Raw genomic sequence first — 17,290 nt, forward strand, 5'->3', positions numbered from 1 at the left:
GACCCTTCGCCGAGCCCGTGCGCGCGGCACGAGGCGCGAAGGCAGGCCGTCGCGTCAGCCCGCCCACGTCGCGACTCGGCGGGTGCGGCTCACTCCACGGCGAAGTGATAGTTGGCGCCGTAGTTGCTGTCGTAGCGCAGGCAGGAGCTGCGGTCCGCGTTGAGGAACCACATCTCCAGGTGGCGGGCGCCGGCCGGAGCGGTGAGGGTCGTGGGCTCGGACCTGCCGGCGCTGGTGACGGCCGTCTCCTGGATGGGGCCGTTGTCGAAGCGGTACTGCGCGACAATCGACCAGGCCGGGCCGTTGTAGGTCGCGCGGCACTCGGGCAGGCGGGACGCGTCGTAGTTGATGATGAACGGCTCGCCGGCGCGCAGCGTGCCCGCCATCAGCTCGTCCCAGTTCGAGGTGAAGGAGAGCGTCGGCGCGGCGATGGGGAAGTGGTAGTTGCTCCCGTGGTTGGAGTCCCACGCCTTGCAGCCCGGGCTCGAGATGTCGAACCACAGCACCAGGGCGCCGGTCGACGTCGCCGGGAGGTGCAGGGTGCGCTGGGTGGGCTGGTTGTTCGGCTCGTGGCCGGCGACCCAGAAGCTCACGACAGGGCCTTGGTTCACCTGGACGTGGCCGGTGATGGTCCAGGTCGGGTTGCCCGAAGGCGTGGTGCCCCGGCACTGCGGCAGGCGGCTGGGGTCGTAGTTGACGACCACCTGACCGCCCATGGGAATCAGCTCCACCGACGGCGTCTCACTCCAGTCGCCATCGAAGTTGATGGCGACGGGGGTGGTCTGCGCCGCGGCCGTGGAGGCCACCAGCACCAGTGGCAGGAGAGAGGGGAGAAGTCGCCGGACCAAGATGCGCTCCTTTCGAGCGGAAGTAGGACCGGGCGGCGCTATCCCGCTCCCGAGTATCAGGTCAATGGGGATTTCCCAGCTTATGAGAATAGGTCGGATAGACGCCATGCCGAGGGTGCACGCCAACGCGGCGGCGCACCGCTGAGGCACGCCACATCGTCAGGGCACCGCGCGTTCCATCGCCCTGGGGTCGGCGCCTCCTGGTGGGTGAGGTGCTGCGACTGCTGGTCTGACGGGCCCCTGCATTGGCTATACTCCCCGGCTCGCGCACGGGGTATGGACAGGGCATGGGCAAGAAAGTGTCGGTGCTGGTGGTCGATGACTCCCTCATCTGCCGACAGCTCATCTGCGAGGCGCTGAGCAAGGACCCCGATATCGAAGTCGTGGGCACCTGCGCGGACGGCAAGCAGGCCGTGGAGATGACCAAGGAACTGCGTCCCCACGTCATCACCATGGACGTGGACATGCCCGTCATGGACGGGCTCACGGCCACCGAGCACATCATGGCCGAGTGCCCCACGCCCATCCTGGTGCTCACGGCGGACCCGCGCTCGCAGGCGCCGGAGCTGACGTACCGCGCGCTGGAGTTGGGCGCGCTCGCCCTGCAAATCAAGCCCGCCATCGACGCGGGGCCGGACGCGTGGAACCTGGTGCGCGAAATCCGGCTGCTGTCCTCGGTGCGCGTCATCCGTCATCTGCGCCGTCCGCAGCGCGGTCCCCTGTTGCCGCCCCGGGTGGCGACGTCGGTGTTGCCCGCGGTGTCCATGGGCGTGGTGGTGGTGGCGGCGAGCACGGGCGGGCCCCAGGTCCTCTTCAAGATGCTGTCGGAGCTGCCCGCGGACTTCCCGGCGCCCATCGTCATCGTCCAGCACATCAACGCGGCCTTCGCGGAGTCGCTCGCGGGGTGGCTCGCGGGGGCCAGCAAGCTGAAGGTCCGGCTGGCGCAGGACGGCGAGCCGCTGATGCCGGGGCACGTGCTCATCGCGCCGCCGGGGCAGCACACCTTGATTCCCTTCCGGGGACGGGTGGGGCTCAAGGTGGGCGTGGAGCGGGACGGGCACATGCCTTCGGGGACGGTGCTGCTGGAGAGCGCGGCGCGGACCTACGGCCGGCGCGCGGTGGGCCTGGTGCTGACGGGCATGGGCGCGGATGGCGCGGACGGGCTGCTCGCCATCAAGCAGGCGGGAGGCCTGACGGTGGCGCAGAACGAGGAGTCCTGCGTGGTGTTCGGCATGCCGGGCGCGGCGGTGGAGCGCAAGGCGGTGGACCACCTCATCCACGGTGACGACGTCGCGGCGACGCTGGTGCGGGTGTCCCGGGGCGAGTCCCTCGCAGTGGGGCGCTGAGCGCGGGTGGCCGGCGGCGCGCAATGGTCCGCGGTGCGCGCCTTCTTGACGGCGCACACGGGCATGGCGCTGAGCGTGCCGCAAATCCGGCGGCTCGATGAGCGGCTGGTGGCGCGCTGTCAGGGGCTCACGCCGCACCAGTACCTGATGTTCCTCAAGTCTCCGGCGGGCACGACGGACCTGGAGGACCTCGTCGCCGCGCTGGTGGTGAACAAGACGGACCTCTTCCGGGACGACGTGCAGCTCGCCGCGTTCCGAAGTCAGGTGCTCACGCCGCTGGTGGCCCGGCTCCGGAGGCCCTTGCGCGTGTGGAGCGCGGGGTGCGCCACGGGCGAGGAGGTGGCCACGTTGCTCGTCCTGCTCGCGGAGGCTGGCGCGGACCCGGGCAGCACGGTGCTGGGGACGGACATCGCCGGGGACGTCTTGCACCGCGCGCGGTGGTTGGCCTTCAGTCGGGAACAACTCAACCGGGTCCCACCGGAGCTGCGCGCGCGGTACTTCACCCGCGCTGGCGCGAAGGAGTCACTGGCCCCCGCGCTGCGGGAGCGTGCGAGCTTCCAGAGCCACAACCTGATGGCCACGCCGTACCCGGAGGCCCCGGGAGGGGGCGGCTTCGACGTCATCTTCTGCCGCAACGTCCTCATCTACTTCACGGCGGAGGCCTTCCAGAGCACCGTGGCGGCGCTGGCCGCGAGCCTGGCGCCCGGGGGCACGTTGGTTCTGTCCGCGTCGGAGCCGCTGCTCCAGGTGCCGCCGTCGCTTCGGGTGCACCGGGGCGCGCAGGCCTTCTTCTACGTGCGTCCGGAAGAGGCGGCTCCGGACGCGGCCGGGACGGTGGATGCGCGGGGCGAGGTGAATGCCAATGCCCGTGCCGTCAGCCCTCCGGGGCGAGCGCGCCCATCGCGCGGGGCCCGTGGGAACGGAGTCCCTGAACGTGAGGGACCATCGCTTCGAGAAGGGGCGGACCGCAGGCGCGGCGCGGTTGGAACGCGCCCCAACGGCGCATCCGTGTGGCCGGAGACCTCGGGTTCCACGATGGGCGCAGGGGAGGGGCGCGGGCTGGGCGTGTCCCCGCGTCCGGGGACGGACTCCGGAGCAGCTCGCGGTCCAGGCCTGTCTCAGGCTCCCGTGACGGGCGCGGGGCTCGGGGCGGACCCGTCCCCGCCGTCCGGCCCGGATGCCTTCCTGGAGGCGGATCTGCTCTTCGCCTGCGTCCTGGACGGGGCCGCCTCGGGCGTACCGGACAGTGTCTCGGAGCGGGACTTGCGCCGCTGCCTCGCGTTGGACCCGGACCATGCGGCCGCCCGCTACCTCCTCGGCCTCCTCCTGGAGCAGTGCCGGCGCGCCGCCGAGGCCACCATCGAGTACCGGCAGGCGCTCCAGTCCCTGGAGGCCGGCCGTGCCCGCCCGGTGCCCTTCTTCCTCAATCCCGACCGTCTCCGGATTGCCTGCGCGCACGCTGCCGAGCGGCTGGAATCTTCTCGCAGGAGGCGCTGACCGGCCGGCCGGGCAGGCCGTGGCGCGGAGGGGGGCGCCGCGAGAGAAGAACGGACGGGCCGGACGTTTGGCCCTAAGATGGCGCCCGATGCGAAGCTTGGCGCTGATTTCCCTGCTGGTCCTCCCAGGTTGCTTCTACCCCGCTGACCGCGGCCGCGCCCTCGAGGCGAAGGTCGACCGGCTCGGCGCTGACACGGCTCAGATTCAGACGGAGCTGAAGGAGGCGCGCGAGCAGCTCGCCGCCGCGCTCCCGCTGATCGACGAGAAGGTCGCCGAGGTCACCAAGGCCCTCAAGGGGCTGGACACCGCCGCGCGCCGCAAGGACGCGGACATCGGCGTCCAGTTCCAGAAGACGGTCGAGGACCTCGCCCAGCTCCGGGGCCAGGTGGAGACCTACCTCCACAAAATCACCGAGCTGGAGACCGCGCTGGCCGCGCAGGACCAGAAGCTCATCGCCATGCAGGGCGAGGCGGCGTTGAAGGAGGCCGAGGCCAAGCGGAAGGCCGAGGAGCTCAAGCGCCCCACGGACAAGAAGGAGTTCCTCGCGCTCGCCAAGGAGAAGGCCAAGGCCGGTGACGTGATTCTGGCCCGCCAGCTCTACAACGAGTTCATGAAGAAGTGGGCCAAGGACCCGCTGGTGGGGGATGCCCACTTCGGCCTGGGTGAGACGTACTTCACCGAGTCCAAGTGCCGCGAGGCCCTCTTCGAGTACGGCAAGGTGCTGCAGGACTTCCCGAAGGCGGAGTCCGCGCCAGAGTCCTACCTGCGCTCGTCGGACTGCTTCGCCCAGCTCAAGATGAAGGAAGAGTCGCGGCTGGCGCTCGAGGAACTCATCAAGAGCTACCCGAAGTCGCCCGAGGCGAAGACGGCGAAGGACCGCATCGCCGAGCTGGATAAGCCGAAGACGCCCCCGGCCAAGAAGGGCAAGAAGTGAGCCCGCGTCCGGTGAAGCTGGCGGCGCTCGCGCTGCTGCTCCTGCTGCCCCTGGTGGCCGGCGCGGCGCCGAAGCAGCTCGTCCTCCTCTTCACCGGAGACAATGGGGGCGAAGTCGCCCCCTGTGGTTGACGGCACAATCCCTCTGGCGGTCTTGCCAGACGAAAAGTCGCGATTGAGAAGGAGCGCAAGCAGGGCGCCCCCGTGCTCGTGCTGGACGCGGGCAATGCGCTCTTCAAGAGCCGGGACAGCGCCAGCGCTCCGGACGCGAGGGCGCGCGCGGAGCTCGTGCTCGCGCAGATGGAGGCGCAGGGCACCGCGGCCATGGCCGTGGGCACGCGGGACCTCGGGCTCGGCGTGGAGTTCCTCCAGGCGCAGACGCGCAAGGCGAAGCTGAAGCTCCTGTCGGCCAACCTCGTGGACGGGCAGGGGAAGCGGGTGTTTCCCGCCTCGCTGGTGACGAAGCTGAAGGGCGTGACGGTTGGCGTGGTGGGCGTCTCCCCGGAGACCCCCAAGCCGGTGCCCGTGGGGATTCCCGCCAAGGGCTCGCCCCAGGAGCTCGTCCAGGGGCTTCCAGGGGACCCCGCCGTGGCCGCCGAGGTCCAGCGCCTGCGGAAGGAGGCCGGGGTGGACGTCGTCGTGGTGCTCGCGGCGGTGTCCTACGACGAGGCCCTGCGCCTGGCCGACCAGGTGGAAGGCGTGGACTTCGTGGTGCAGTCCAACGACGGCCGGCCACCGGGGTACGCCCAGAGTCAGGGGCAGGCCACCGTGATTCCGCCCGGGGACCGGGGGCGCCAGCTCGCGAAGCTGGTGCTCCAGGTGGCCGGGAAGGGGCGCTTCGAGGACGCCGCCGAGCAGGACCGGATGCGCCAGAGCCTGCGCCTGCTCGACGACAACATCGTCCGGGCGAAGCAGCGGCTGGCGGGCACCCAGGACGCGGCCCAGAAGGCGGCCCTGGAGAAGAGCGTCGCCAGCCTGGAAGCCCGGCAGGCGGCCCTGCGCAAGACGTTGGAGGGCGGCGCAACGCCCGCGGGGCGCACGCATCTATTGTCGTACATCCAGCTTGGAAGTGACGTGCCGGCGGACCCGGGCGTTCAGAAGCGGGTGGAGCGCGTCGAGCCGCCCGGCTCGGCGGCCCATTGATCCGAGCTGGCCTTGTGAAGCGGTCCAAGCGCCATTATAAGCGCCGACCATCCCTCAGCGCCGGACCTCCCACCCGTTGGCGGGTGGGGGCAAGGCATACTGGAGAGTGCCATGAAGCCTGAAATCCATCCCGTCTACCCTGCGTCCCGCGTGACCTGCATGTGCGGCAACGTCGTGGAGACGAAGTCCACCCGCGGCTCGTTCTCGGTGGAAATCTGCTCGAACTGCCACCCCTTCTTCACGGGCAAGTACAAGCTCGTGGACACGGCCGGCCGCATCGACCGCTTCCGCAAGAAGTACGGCGCGTCGCCGACGTCCGCCGCCTCCAAGAAGGCGTAGTTCGCGGGGGCCTCTCACGGGCCCCGGCACAGTCCAGGCAGTTCCCGACGAGCAGGGTGACGGAGACCTCCAGAAAGGTCCTCCCGCCCTGCTCGCGGTGCTTCTACGGCATGAATGCCCCGTCAAGTTTCAGGGTGCTACAGGCCAGAAATTAGACGTAGCACCGAAGCGACCGCACATTCCGCCGCGTCCACGACGAAGAGTCCGACGGAGGCGAGATGTCCGCGCACGCTGCTGCAGCCCCTTCCCTGAAAGTCGTCCGCCGCTCGCTCAGCGAGAGCGTCCATTCCAAAGGGGAGGCCTACACGCTGCTGCACGGCGACAGCCTGGAGCTGATGTCCCAGTTCGAGCCCCAGACGTTCGACATGATTTTCGCCGACCCGCCGTACTTCCTCTCCAACGGCGGCACCACCTGCAAGGGCGGCAAGCGCGTCTCGGTGGCCAAGGGTGGCTGGGACGTGTCGCGCGGCGTGGAGGAGGACCACAAGTTCACCACCGAGTGGCTCGCGGCCTGCCAGCGCCTGCTCAAGCCCACCGGCACGCTGTGGGTGAGCGGCACGCAGCACGTCATCTTCAACGCCGGCTTCGCGATGCAGAAGCTCGGCTACAAGCTGCTCAACACCGTCACCTGGTTCAAGCCCAACGCGAGCCCCAACCTGGCGTGCCGCTACTTCACGCACTCCACGGAGCTGCTCATCTGGGCCTCGCCGAAGTCCGGCGGCAAGCTGCAGCACACGTTCAACTACGCGCGCATGAAGGCGGAGAACGGCGGCAAGCAGATGCGCGACGCCTGGGCGCTGCCGCCCTCCGGTGACGCCGAGCTGACGGCGGACGGCGAGGGCCGGATGTGGACGCTCACCGTCCCGCGCGGCGGCGAGGAGAAGGCCCACGGCAGCCACCCCACGCAGAAGCCGGTGGCGCTGCTGGAGCGCATCCTGGAGGCGAGCTGCCCCCCGGACGCGCTCGTGCTGGACCCCTTCAACGGCAGCGGCACCACGGGCGTGGCGGCCCTCAAGCTGGGCCACCGCTACGTGGGCATCGACATGGACGAGAAGTACCTCGACCTGTCCCAGAAGCGCCTGAACGCGATGGCGTCCAAGTAGCGCCTGCCCGCCGCGCGCCGCTCAGGCGCGCGACAGGATGAGCTCCACGCCCTGCCGGGCGATGGGGTGGTAGCGCTCCCCGTGCTTCTTGAAGAGGGCGCGCGCCAGGCCGCGGTAGTCGTGGGACGCGGAGAGCACCCCGTACAGCGGCTTGAGGTACTTCATCCGGCCCACCTCGCCGAGGAACGCCTCGGTGCGCGCCACGGCCGGCTCCCAGCCCCCGCGCAGCGCCGCCACCAGCCACGCCACCAGGACCTCCGGGTTGCGGCTCTGGGTGAGGTGGAAGCGCGCGTCGAGCTGCTGGAAGACGTCCCGAGGCGTCGTGCGCGGCAGGGACTCCAGGTAGAGCTGCCACTCCGTGGGCGTCCAATCCTTGGCCTGCTCCTGCGTGGGCACCGTGCCTCGCAGCGCCTCCAGGGATTCCAGCCGGCGCGAGCGCGGCGACGGCGCCCCCGCGGGCACGCCGGGCCGGTGCAGGTACGCCTCCGCGTCCACCTGGGCGAGCACCCCGGGCAGCTCCTTCTCCGCGAAGGCCACGAACTCCTCCGTGGTGAGCGCGCGGAAGCGGTAGGTGGCCAGGTAGCGGCGCAGGAACTCGTCGAACGCGGGGCGTCCGGCGGCGTCCTCCATGGCGCGCAGGAGCAGGTAGCCCTTCTCGTAGGGAATCTGGGAGAAGGCCTCGTCCGGGTCCACGCCGGCCAGGTGCGTGCGCAGCGACGTGAGCTGCGGGTGCGAGCGGAAGTGCTGCATCGCGGAGTCCAGCGCCCGCCGGCCCAGCGCGCCGTGCAGCGCGGTGACCTCCTGCCCGGCCAGCGCCTCCAGGATGCGGCGCTCGGCGAAGACGGTGAAGCCCTCGTTGAGCCAGAAGTGCTCCGCGGAGGCATTCGTCACCAGGTTGCCCGTCCACGAGTGCGCCAGCTCGTGCGCCACCACATTCACCAGACTCTTGTCGCCGGTGATGAGCGTGGGCGTGAGGAACGTCAGCCGCGGGTTCTCCATGCCGCCGTAGGGGAACGAGGGCGGCATGGTGAGCAGGTCGAACCGCTCCCAGTCGTAGGGCCCGAAGAGGGACTCCGCGGCGCGCAGCATGTCGTCCACGCCGGAGAACTCCTCCGCCGCGTCCTCCAAGAGCTCCGGCTCCGCCCACACGCGTGAGCGCGGCCCCAGCTCCTTGGGCGCCAGGCTGCCCACCGCGAAGGCGAGCAGGTAGGGCGGCACCGGCTGGGGCATCTCGTAGTGTTCCTCCGCCTCCACCCCCAGCTCCTCGCGCCGCAGGAAGCTGGCGGCCATGACGGCCTTGAGCGCCTTGGGAATCCGCAGCGACGCCTGGTAGCGGATGCGGATGCGCGGCGTGTCCTGGAGTGGCACCACGCTTCGGGCGTGGATGGCCTGGCACTGGCTATAGAGGAAGGGGTGCTGCCCACCGGCCGTCTGCGAGGGCGTCAGCCACTGGAGCGCGCTCGCGTGCGGCGCCGTGCGGTAGCGCACGGTGAATTGCCTCAAGCCCGCCGGCAGCTCGATGCGCAGCCGGCTGCCCAGGATGGGCTCGGAAGGGGAGAGGATGTAGGGCAAGGGGCGACCCGCGGTGTCGACCACGTCTCGGATTTCCAGATCCCGAGTATCCAGGTCCAGCGGACCCGCCGAGGCTTCCTTCAGGGTGTGTGTGACTTCCGCGTGAAGCCGCTGCGTCCTGAAATCGACGCGGGCCCTCCAGTCCAGGGTTTCCGTCTCAGGCTGCGTGCTGTCGTTGTACGAGTGCGGGTCGAGGCGCGCCATGGAGGGCCGGTATGTAGTCCGCCTGTCCTCCAGTGGCGAGCGCCCTGGTCGTCCGAACCGATTGACTTTCGGGTCAATCGCCTACATTTGTGCAATCCCCTCCTTCCCAACAGGGAGCCTTTTCCACATGACGACGCGGATCCGCAAAGTGGCTGTGCTGGGCGCCGGAGTAATGGGCAGCGGCATCGCCGCGCACCTGGCCAACTCGGGCGTGCGCGCGCTCCTCCTGGACATCGTTCCGCCCAAGGCCGGCCCGGGCGAGGACACCTCCTCGAAGGCGTTTCGCAACAAGTTCGCCCAGGGCGCGCTGGCCAACCTGCGCAAGCAGAAGCCCAGCCCCATCGTCTCCGGCGAGGTGCTCACCAACATCGAGGTGGGTAACTTCGAGGACGACCTGAACCGCATCGCCGAGTGCGACTGGGTGGTCGAGGTGGTGAAGGAGGACCTGAAGATCAAGCAGGACCTCTTCGCCAAGGTGGAGAAGATCGTCCGCCCGGGCACCATCGTGTCGTCCAACACCTCCGGCATGTCGATTGTCGGGATGACGGAGGGCCGCGGCGCGGAGTTCAAGAAGAACTTCCTCGTCACGCACTTCTTCAACCCCGTCCGCTACATGAAGCTCCTGGAGCTGGTGGCCGGCAAGGAGACGTCCCCGGAGGTGCTCAAGACGCTGCACCGCTTCGGCGAAGAGGTGCTGGGCAAGGGCATCGTCTACGGCAAGGACACCACCAACTTCATCGCGAACCGCATTGGCGTGTACGGGATGATGCGGACCATCGCCTCCATGGAGAAGGCGGAGCTGTCCATCGAAGAGGTGGACAAGATCTTTGGCCCGGCCATGGGCCGCCCCAAGTCCGCCGTGTTCCGCACCGCGGACATCGTGGGCCTGGACACGTTCACCCACGTGGCGAAGAACTGTTACGACACGCTGACGCACGATGAAGAGCGTGACGTGTTCGCCAGCCCCGCGTTCCTCCAGAAGATGGTGGAGAAGAACATGCTGGGCGACAAGAGCGGCGGCGGCTTCTACAAGAAGCAGGGCAAGGAGATCCTCGCGCTCGACCTGAAGTCGCTGGAGTACCGGCCGCAGGCGAAGGTGCGCTACGAGTCGCTGGGCGCCGCGCGGGACATCGAGAACGTGCGCGAGCGCGTGGCCTCGGTGATGAACGCCGAGGACAAGGCGGCGAAGTTCGCCGAGGGCGTCACGCTGGACGTGCTGGCCTACACCAGCCGCCGCATCCCGGAGATCGCCGACGACGTGGTCAACGTGGACCGCGGCGTGCGCTGGGGCTTCGGTTGGGACCTGGGGCCCTTCGAGGTCTGGGACGCGTACGGCGTGAAGAAGGGCGTGGAGCGGATGAAGGCCCTGGGCCTGAAGCCGGCCGCGTGGGTGGAGGAGATGCTGGCCGCTGGCCGCGAGTCCTTCTACGGCGTGGCGGACGGCAAGGACACGTACTGGGACATCCCGTCCAAGTCCGTGAAGGTGGTGCCGGAGAACGCCCGCACGCAGCGCGTGGAGTACCTCAAGCGCGGCAACAAGAAGATCGCCGGCAACGACGGCGCCACGCTGTGGGACCTGGGCGACGGCGCGACGCTGCTCGAGTTCCACACGAAGATGAACTCCATCGATGACCAGATCATCGAGATGATGAACACCGCGCTGGACGAGACGGAGAAGAACCACAAGGGCCTCGTCATCGGGAACGACGGCTCCAACTTCTCCGCGGGCGCGAACATCGTGGCGCTGCTGTGGGCGGCCAAGAGCGGCGAGTTCGAGTCCATCCGCAAGCTGGTGACGGGCTTCCAGGCGGTGAACCAGCGCATGCGCTACAGCCCGGTGCCGGTGGTGACGGCGCCCTTCAACCTCACGCTCGGCGGCGGCGCCGAGGTGACGATGGGCGGCAACGCCATCCAGGCCAGCGCCGAGCTGTACATGGGCCTGGTGGAAGTGGGCGTGGGCCTCATCCCGGGCGGCGGCGGCAACATGCAGTTGCTGCGCAACGTCTACGGCCCGTTCGGCACGGACAAGGACTTCGACTTCTTCCCCTTCCTGAAGAAGATCTTCCTCACCATCGGCATGGCGAAGGTTGCCACCAGCGCGGAAGAGGCGCGCGAGGCGGGCTTCCTGACGCAGGCGGATGGCATCAGCGCCAACCGGGACTTCCTGCTGTCCGACGCGAAGGCCCGCGTGCTGGGCATGGCGGACGCCGGCTTCAAGGCGCCCCGTCCCTCGCGCTTCCGCCTGCCGGGCACCAGCGGCGCGGCCACCATCGACATGATGCTCTACGACATGGAGCTCAACGGCCAGGTGAGCGCGCACGACCGGAAGATCGCCCAGAAGCTGGCGAAGGTCCTGACGGGTGGCAACACCAGCTCGTCGCTGCTCGTGACGGAAGAGCGCTTGCTGGAGCTGGAGGCGGAGGCCTTCCTGAGCCTGTGCGGCGAGGAGAAGACCCAGGACCGCCTGCAGCACATGATTGAGAAGGGCAAGCCGCTGCGGAACTGACGGCCCGCCGGTATCCATAGGCTACTGAACCTGAGATTCGTTGAAGGCCCGGGTGCCCCCCGGGCAAGGAGACATCAAAATGGCTGGTCGAGTCGTGATTGCCAGCGCGGTCCGCACGCCCTTCACCCGCGCCCACAAGGGAGAGTTCAAGGACACCCGGCCGGATACCCTGGCCGCTGTCGCCATCAAGGAGGCCGTTGCCCAGGTCCCCGGCCTCAAGCCGGAAGACATCGGTGACGTCGTCCTGGGCTGTGCCATGCCGGAAGCCGAGCAGGGCATGAACGTGGCCCGCGTGGCCACGCTGCTGGCGGGCCTGCCCGTCACGGTGCCCGCGATGACCATCAACCGGTTCTGTTCCTCCGGTTCGCAGGCCATCGCCCAGGTGGCCCAGGCCATCCAGGCGGGGATGTACGACGTGGGCATCGGTGGTGGCACCGAGTCCATGACGATGGTCCCCATGGGCGGCAACAAGGCGAGCGCCAACCCCGAGGTGATGGAGCGCCTGCCGGAGGTCTACACCTCCATGGGCGCCACCGCGGAGAACATCGCGTCGCGCTACAGCGTGTCGCGTGAGGACGCGGACAAGTTCGCCGCCGAGAGCCAGCGCCGTGCCGCCGCCGCGCGGGAGCAGGGCAAGTTCAAGGAGGAGATCGTCCCCGTCACCACGACGTACTACGACGACGACGGCGTGGCGCAGGAAGTCACCGTCACCGTGGACACCATCCTCCGCCCGGAGACCACGCAGGAGGGCCTGGCCAAGCTGCGCCCGGCCTTCAACCCCAAGGGCGTGGTGACGGCCGGTAACGCGTCGCCGCTGACGGACGGCGCCGCCGCCGCGGTGGTGATGAGCGAGGCGAAGGCGAAGGAGCTGGGCGTCAAGCCGCTGGGCTACTTCATCGACGCCGCGGTGGCCGGCGTGCCCCCGGAAGTCATGGGCATTGGCCCGGTTCCGGCGGTCCGCAAGCTGCTGGAGAAGAACAAGCTCAAGGTCGAGGACATCGACGTCTTCGAGCTGAACGAGGCCTTCGGCGCGCAGGCCCTGTACTGCGTGCGCGAGCTGGGCATCCCCGCCGACAAGGTGAACCCCAACGGCGGCGCCATCGCCCTGGGTCACCCGCTGGGCGTCTCCGGCGCGCGCATGGTGGCCACCATCCTGCGCGAGCTGAAGCGCCGCAACGGCCGCTACGGCGTCGTCTCCATGTGCATCGGCGGCGGCATGGGCTTCGCGGCGCTCATCGAGGCGCCGAAGTAATCAGCGCCTTGGACGTGACGAAGTGATTCAGGCGCGGGCCTCGGGGGAAACCCCGGGGCCCGTGTCGTTTCGGCGCTCAGCGCGCCACGGCGACTTCGTCCGGGTCGTCCACGGGCACGCCCGCCAGCCGCAGCACGCGCAGCGCGTTCGTGGTGTCCACCACGCCCTGGCGCAGCGTGTAGTCGAACACCATCTTCCCGTCCTCCAGGTGGTCCCGGAAGTGGACGTTGACGACGTGCGCCCCTGGCTCGTCCGCGAGCACCGCCAGGGACAGGTCATGCGTCGTCACCGCGCCAATGGCGCCGGTGCCCAGCAGCAGGCGCAGCACCTCGCGTGAGGCGATTTGCCGCTCGCGCGTGTTGGTGCCCAGGAGGATTTCGTCCAGCAGGAAGAGCACCTGTCCGCGCGCCGTCTGCGCCGCATCCAACACCGCCTTGATGCGCTGCACCTCCGCGTAGAAGTACGAGACGCCGCGCTCCAGCGAGTCCTTCACCCGCATGCTGGTGAGCACCTGGAGCGGTGACAGGCGGAAGGACTTCGCGCTCACCGGCGCGCCGGCCAGCGCGAGCACCACGTTGGCTCCCACCGCGCGCATCAGCGTCGTCTTGCCGCTCATGTTGGAGCCGGTGATGAGCAGCGCGTGCCGGGGGCCGGGCAGGGACACGTCGTTGGGCACCGGCGCGTCCAGCAGCGGGTGTCCCAGGGCCGTGGCCTCCACGCAGGGGCCCGTGGCGGCCATGCGAGGCCAGGTGAAGTCCGGCCGGTCATGCGCGAGCCCGGCGATGCAGGAGAGGGCCTCCAGCTCGGCCAGGGCCTCGAACCACTGGCGCAGTTGCTTGCCGTGGGCCTCGCGCCAGCGCTCCAGCGCGAAGTGCGCGTGGATGTCCCAGAGCGTGAGCCAGTGAATCAGCGGGTGGAACTGGTGGCGCTTGAACTCGATGAACGAGAACAGGCGGCTGAAGCGCTTGAAGTGCTCGGACACCGGCGGCTGGCCGGCCTGCTGGAGTCCGGACTGGAGCTTCTTCAGGCGCGGGTGCTCGAAGCGCTGGCCCTCCACGCGCTCGAAGATGGGGGCGTAGCGGACGAAGCCCCGCTCACCGGCCTCCACGCCTTCGTCCATGACCTTCAGCGGGCCGCGGGTGATGACGGCCACGCCGAGCTGCGCGGCCAGTCCGGCCCAGAAGGCGGACTCCGGCAGCACACCGAATTTGCCCAGGACGTAGACGGTCAGCGTCACCAGGGGCAGCACCACCGCGACGGGACGCGCCCAGCGGATGGCGTTCAACGACGGCCCGGACTCCGCCCACTGGATGAACAGCGCCGGGTCCGCCTTCTCGCGGGAGGCGTCGCGCGCGTCCACGCAGAGGTCCTGCCGGAAGTCGATGTTCGGCGCCAGCTCGCGAGCGGCGCCTTGCCGGGACTCGACATCCTCCGCGGACGCGGGCGTGGAGAGCCACGCCGCCAGCCGCTCCTCACCCGCGCGCGTCGCCGTCTCGTTGAGGAGCTGGTAGAGGCTGCCCTGACCGAAGACATCCAGGTCCGGCGTGTACAGGTGGCTGGGGGAGAGGAAGCGCTCCCCGCGCTCGGCGAAGTCGTGCCAGCCCGGGCCGAGCCGCGCCAGGCCTCGCTCGTTGAGCGTCACGTACAGCTTCGCGCGGGCCTCGCGGCGGAAGACCTGGTGGTGGAGGACGGCGAGCACGCCATAGAGCACCAGGGCCGCGGCGCTGGCCCACCACGCCACCTTGGGCAGGCGGCCGGCCAGGACAAAGCCCGCGATGCCAGCCGCGGCCAGGAACGCGAGTGTTCGCAAATTGGCGTAACGGGCGCTGACACGGTCCAGCGTGGTCAGCTCAGCCTGCGCGGCGGCGCGGCGCTCGGTGTACGTACGGTGCGGGGAGGGGGGCTCGGCGGTGGCGGACACGATGGGCACGCATGCTGCGGGCGCGCGGCCCCCAGGGCAAGCGGCAGGTGCAATCGCGTGACGACGGGTCGACTTACGCCCCTCCAGGACCCCGATTCAGGCCCCTGTTCCACCCCCGATTCATGTCAGACCCGGGACGTATGTTTGTCCTCGTCGGCGGTCACGAGGGGGCACTGCGATGAGCACGTCAGTCATTGATAATCGCGTTGAAATCGTCTTCAGCTTCGACACCACGGGCAGCATGTATCCGTGTCTGGCGCAGGTGCGGAAGAAGCTGCGTGGCACCGTTTCCCGATTGATGAAGGAGATTCCCGGCATCCGCATTGGCATCATCGCGCATGGGGACTACTGCGACGCGCGCTCCACGTATGTCACGAAGCTGCTGGACCTGACGGACGACGAGAACGCGGTGGTCCGCTTCGTCGACCGGGTGGAGCAGACGGGTGGGGGCGACGCGCCCGAATGCTACGAGTTCGTTCTGCACCAGGCGCAACGCCTCTCCTGGACGGTGGGCTATACGCGGGCGCTGGTGCTGATTGGCGACGACGTGCCCCATGGGCCGTCCCAGAATCCGCACAAGCTGGACTGGCGCAAGGAAGTGGATGCGCTGGGTAGGATGGGCGTGCCTGTGTATGGCGTGCAAGCGCTGGCGCGGCGCCACGCGACGGCTTTCTACAAGGAGCTGGCGGCGAAGTCGGGCGGCTTTCATTTGAGCCTGGACCAGTTCGCGCACGTCACCGACATGCTGTTGGCCGTCTGCTACAAGCAGTCGTCGGACTCGCAGCTCCAGTCGTTTGAGCAGGAAGTGGTGCGCGAGGGCCGGATGAGCCGGGGGCTGAACGTGATGTTCAGCACCATGCTTCAGCGCACGGCGGCGCCGCTGTACGGAGAGGCGGACCTGCGCGCGGTGCCCCCGGGCCGTTTCCAGGTGCTGGATGTGGACCGGACCCTGGCCATCAAGGACTTCGTGCAGGAGAACGGCCTGGGCTTCAAGACGGGCCGGGGCTTCTACGAGTTCACCAAGACGGAGACCATCCAGGGCCGCAAGGAGGTCGTCCTCATGGATCGGAAGACGGGCGACCTCTTCAGCGGTGAGCGCGCCCGGGAGATGCTGGGCCTGCCGCCGGGCGAGACGGTGCGCATCCGGCCCGCGAGCCTGGAGAAGTACGTCGTGTTCGTGCAGAGCACCTCGGCCAACCGGAAGCTCATGGGCGGGTCGAAGTTCCTCTACGAGGTCGAGGACTGGGACGGTGCCCGGTCCGCGGCGGCGTAGGCGGTCTCCCGGGGCGCCGCTTCAGCCCTCGAGCCGTTGTTCGAGCGAGACGTCGAGCGCGCGCAGCACGTCTGGGTTGCTCTCGAGGGCCCTGTGGGCGCGCAGCTCGTCGAGCGCATCGGGGTCGGCGCTTCGCGCCAGGGTCTGCACGGCCACTTTCCGGACGTCAGGCGCCGGGTCCGTGAGGGCCGTGCGCAGGGCGAGTCTCGCCGTCGAGGCATCGAGGGTGGTCAGCGCGACAGTGATGTGACTGCGCACCTCCGGAGAGGGGTCCTCGCGTTGCCGCTCCTGGAGCACGGCGGTCCGGTCCGGAGGCGCGGTGGAACTTGCCGCCCAGGCGGAGCTCGCCGCTTGTCTGATGCCGGGTCGTGGGTCCGACAGCGCCGTGCGGAGGGCGGCCCAGGCCGGGGCACCGCCCAGCAGGCCCAGTGCGGTGATGAGGTCTGCTTGTTCCTCCTCGTCGCCGTGCAGGTCGAGCATCGCGAGAAGCTGCTGACTCGCCCCCGCGCAGCCGATGTGTCCGACGGCGCGGATGGCGTGCTTGCGGAGTGACTGTGCCTGGGCGCTGAGCAACGGCAGGAGGTGCTCGCACGTGTTGGAGTCCCTCCGCAGTACGAGCACCTGGAGGGCTTCCTCTTGGACTCGCGTCGCCGCCGCGGAGAGGAGCGGGATGAAGACCTGGGTGGGAACACGCTCACGGCGGGACAGGGCCCGGAGCGCTTCACGTTGGATGGTGGGGGCCGTGTCCGCGAGGGCCTGGATGAGCAGGCTGTCAGAGGCTTCCCCCTGTCTGGCGAGCAGCGAGACGGCGGCGGTGCGCACGTCGACGGATGGGGCTGTCAGTGCGAGACGGGCCAGCGCCAATGCGTCGGGGAGCTGGAGCCGCTGCGCCGTGGCGAGTGCCGTCAGCCGTTCCGTGTTGGAGGCTTGCTCGAAGCGGGACAGGAAGAGCGCACTCGCGGCGGCCGGGTCGATTCGCGCGAGGACATTCATGACCGCCTGCTGCACGGTGGCGTCGGAGTCGTCGAGCGCGGCGACGAGGTATCTCCAATCCTCGCTGTCCTGCGGCTCCCTGGACTGTGGGGCAGGTGCGCTGGAAGGGCTCTGCGCCTCGGGTGTCGTTCGAAGGACCCACGCGCGCAAGGCGACGACCTTCTCCTCGGCCGTACCGGAGCGCAGGACGTCGTGCGCGACACGCGTGAAGTCCTCCCGGGCGCGCAGTTCTTCCAGTGCGTCCGAGGTGCTCCGGGAGGATGTGCTGGCCAGCGACCGGAGCAGGTCGCGTGTCGACAGGGGCGTGCTCATGCCACCGCCAACAGCGGCTGGCTGGAGGAAGTTCCGGAGACGTCCTGA

The 17,290-nt window shown here is 69.3% G+C and carries 14 protein-coding genes; 10 read left to right on the plus strand and 4 right to left on the minus strand.

The genetic code is table 11. The features are described from left to right. Nucleotides 1–89: 89 nt before the first annotated feature. On the minus strand, nt 90–848 hold the full coding sequence (locus tag A176_RS08400) for a DUF6209 family protein (protein WP_002634071.1): 759 nt from the start codon (nt 846–848) through the stop codon (nt 90–92). A 287-nt stretch (nt 849–1,135) separates the two neighbouring features. On the opposite strand from A176_RS08400, the gene cheB reads away from it, so the two are divergent. The 7 genes from cheB (at nt 1,136) to A176_RS08430 (ending at nt 7,209) form a co-directional block, all read left to right on the plus strand. Then, a complete protein-coding gene (cheB, locus tag A176_RS08405; protein WP_002634072.1) occupies nt 1,136–2,194 on the plus strand; it encodes a chemotaxis-specific protein-glutamate methyltransferase CheB in 1,059 nt (352 codons plus the stop codon). Between the two features lie 6 nt (nt 2,195–2,200). Further along, nucleotides 2,201–3,691 (plus strand): CheR family methyltransferase, encoded by a 1,491-nt coding sequence (locus A176_RS08410; RefSeq protein WP_002634073.1) that lies wholly within the window; start codon nt 2,201–2,203, stop codon nt 3,689–3,691. An 88-nt stretch (nt 3,692–3,779) separates the two neighbouring features. Continuing rightward, the gene (locus A176_RS08415; protein WP_002634074.1) at nt 3,780–4,625 is read left to right on the plus strand and encodes a tetratricopeptide repeat protein; all 846 of its coding nucleotides are present in this window, start codon (nt 3,780–3,782) and stop codon (nt 4,623–4,625) included. Continuing rightward, a complete protein-coding gene (locus A176_RS40770) occupies nt 4,622–4,756 on the plus strand; it encodes a hypothetical protein (RefSeq protein ID WP_002634075.1) in 135 nt (44 codons plus the stop codon). The genes A176_RS08415 and A176_RS40770 overlap by 4 nt, the downstream gene beginning before the upstream one ends. A 72-nt stretch (nt 4,757–4,828) precedes the next feature. Next, a complete protein-coding gene (locus A176_RS08420) occupies nt 4,829–5,767 on the plus strand; it encodes a bifunctional UDP-sugar hydrolase/5'-nucleotidase (protein ID WP_002634076.1) in 939 nt (312 codons plus the stop codon). 111 nt (nt 5,768–5,878) lie between these two features. Next, on the plus strand, nt 5,879–6,106 hold the full coding sequence (gene rpmE / locus A176_RS08425; protein WP_002634077.1) for a 50S ribosomal protein L31: 228 nt from the start codon (nt 5,879–5,881) through the stop codon (nt 6,104–6,106). Between the two features lie 218 nt (nt 6,107–6,324). Continuing rightward, nucleotides 6,325–7,209 (plus strand): DNA-methyltransferase, encoded by an 885-nt coding sequence (locus A176_RS08430; RefSeq protein WP_002634078.1) that lies wholly within the window; start codon nt 6,325–6,327, stop codon nt 7,207–7,209. A gap of 21 nt (nt 7,210–7,230) precedes the next feature. Here the strand turns inward: A176_RS08430 and A176_RS08435 are convergent, their stop codons facing one another. Beyond that, on the minus strand, nt 7,231–8,985 hold the full coding sequence (locus A176_RS08435) for a M1 family metallopeptidase (protein WP_002634079.1): 1,755 nt from the start codon (nt 8,983–8,985) through the stop codon (nt 7,231–7,233). A 127-nt stretch (nt 8,986–9,112) separates the two neighbouring features. On the opposite strand from A176_RS08435, the gene A176_RS08440 reads away from it, so the two are divergent. Both A176_RS08440 and A176_RS08445 read left to right on the plus strand, forming a co-directional pair. Further along, complete coding sequence (locus tag A176_RS08440) at nt 9,113–11,491, plus strand: 3-hydroxyacyl-CoA dehydrogenase/enoyl-CoA hydratase family protein (RefSeq protein WP_044890645.1); 2,379 nt, start codon at nt 9,113–9,115, stop codon at nt 11,489–11,491. Between the two features lie 79 nt (nt 11,492–11,570). After that, complete coding sequence (locus A176_RS08445) at nt 11,571–12,743, plus strand: thiolase family protein (RefSeq protein ID WP_002634081.1); 1,173 nt, start codon at nt 11,571–11,573, stop codon at nt 12,741–12,743. Nucleotides 12,744–12,819: 76 nt separating this feature from the next. Here A176_RS08445 and A176_RS08450 read toward each other — a convergent pair whose 3' ends face one another. Then, nucleotides 12,820–14,664, minus strand: a complete 1,845-nt coding sequence (locus tag A176_RS08450; protein WP_002634082.1) for a MutS-related protein — start codon at nt 14,662–14,664, stop codon at nt 12,820–12,822. 178 nt (nt 14,665–14,842) lie between these two features. Here A176_RS08450 and A176_RS08455 point away from each other — a divergent pair, with 178 nt between their 5' ends. Continuing rightward, the gene (locus A176_RS08455; protein ID WP_002634084.1) at nt 14,843–15,937 is read left to right on the plus strand and encodes a vWA domain-containing protein; all 1,095 of its coding nucleotides are present in this window, start codon (nt 14,843–14,845) and stop codon (nt 15,935–15,937) included. Nucleotides 15,938–15,958: 21 nt separating this feature from the next. Here A176_RS08455 and A176_RS08460 read toward each other — a convergent pair whose 3' ends face one another. After that, nucleotides 15,959–17,242, minus strand: a complete 1,284-nt coding sequence (locus tag A176_RS08460) for a HEAT repeat domain-containing protein (protein ID WP_002634085.1) — start codon at nt 17,240–17,242, stop codon at nt 15,959–15,961. Between the last annotated feature and the right edge of the window lie 48 nt (nt 17,243–17,290).

The organism is Myxococcus hansupus (assembly GCF_000280925.3).
Classification (GTDB): domain Bacteria; phylum Myxococcota; class Myxococcia; order Myxococcales; family Myxococcaceae; genus Myxococcus; species Myxococcus hansupus.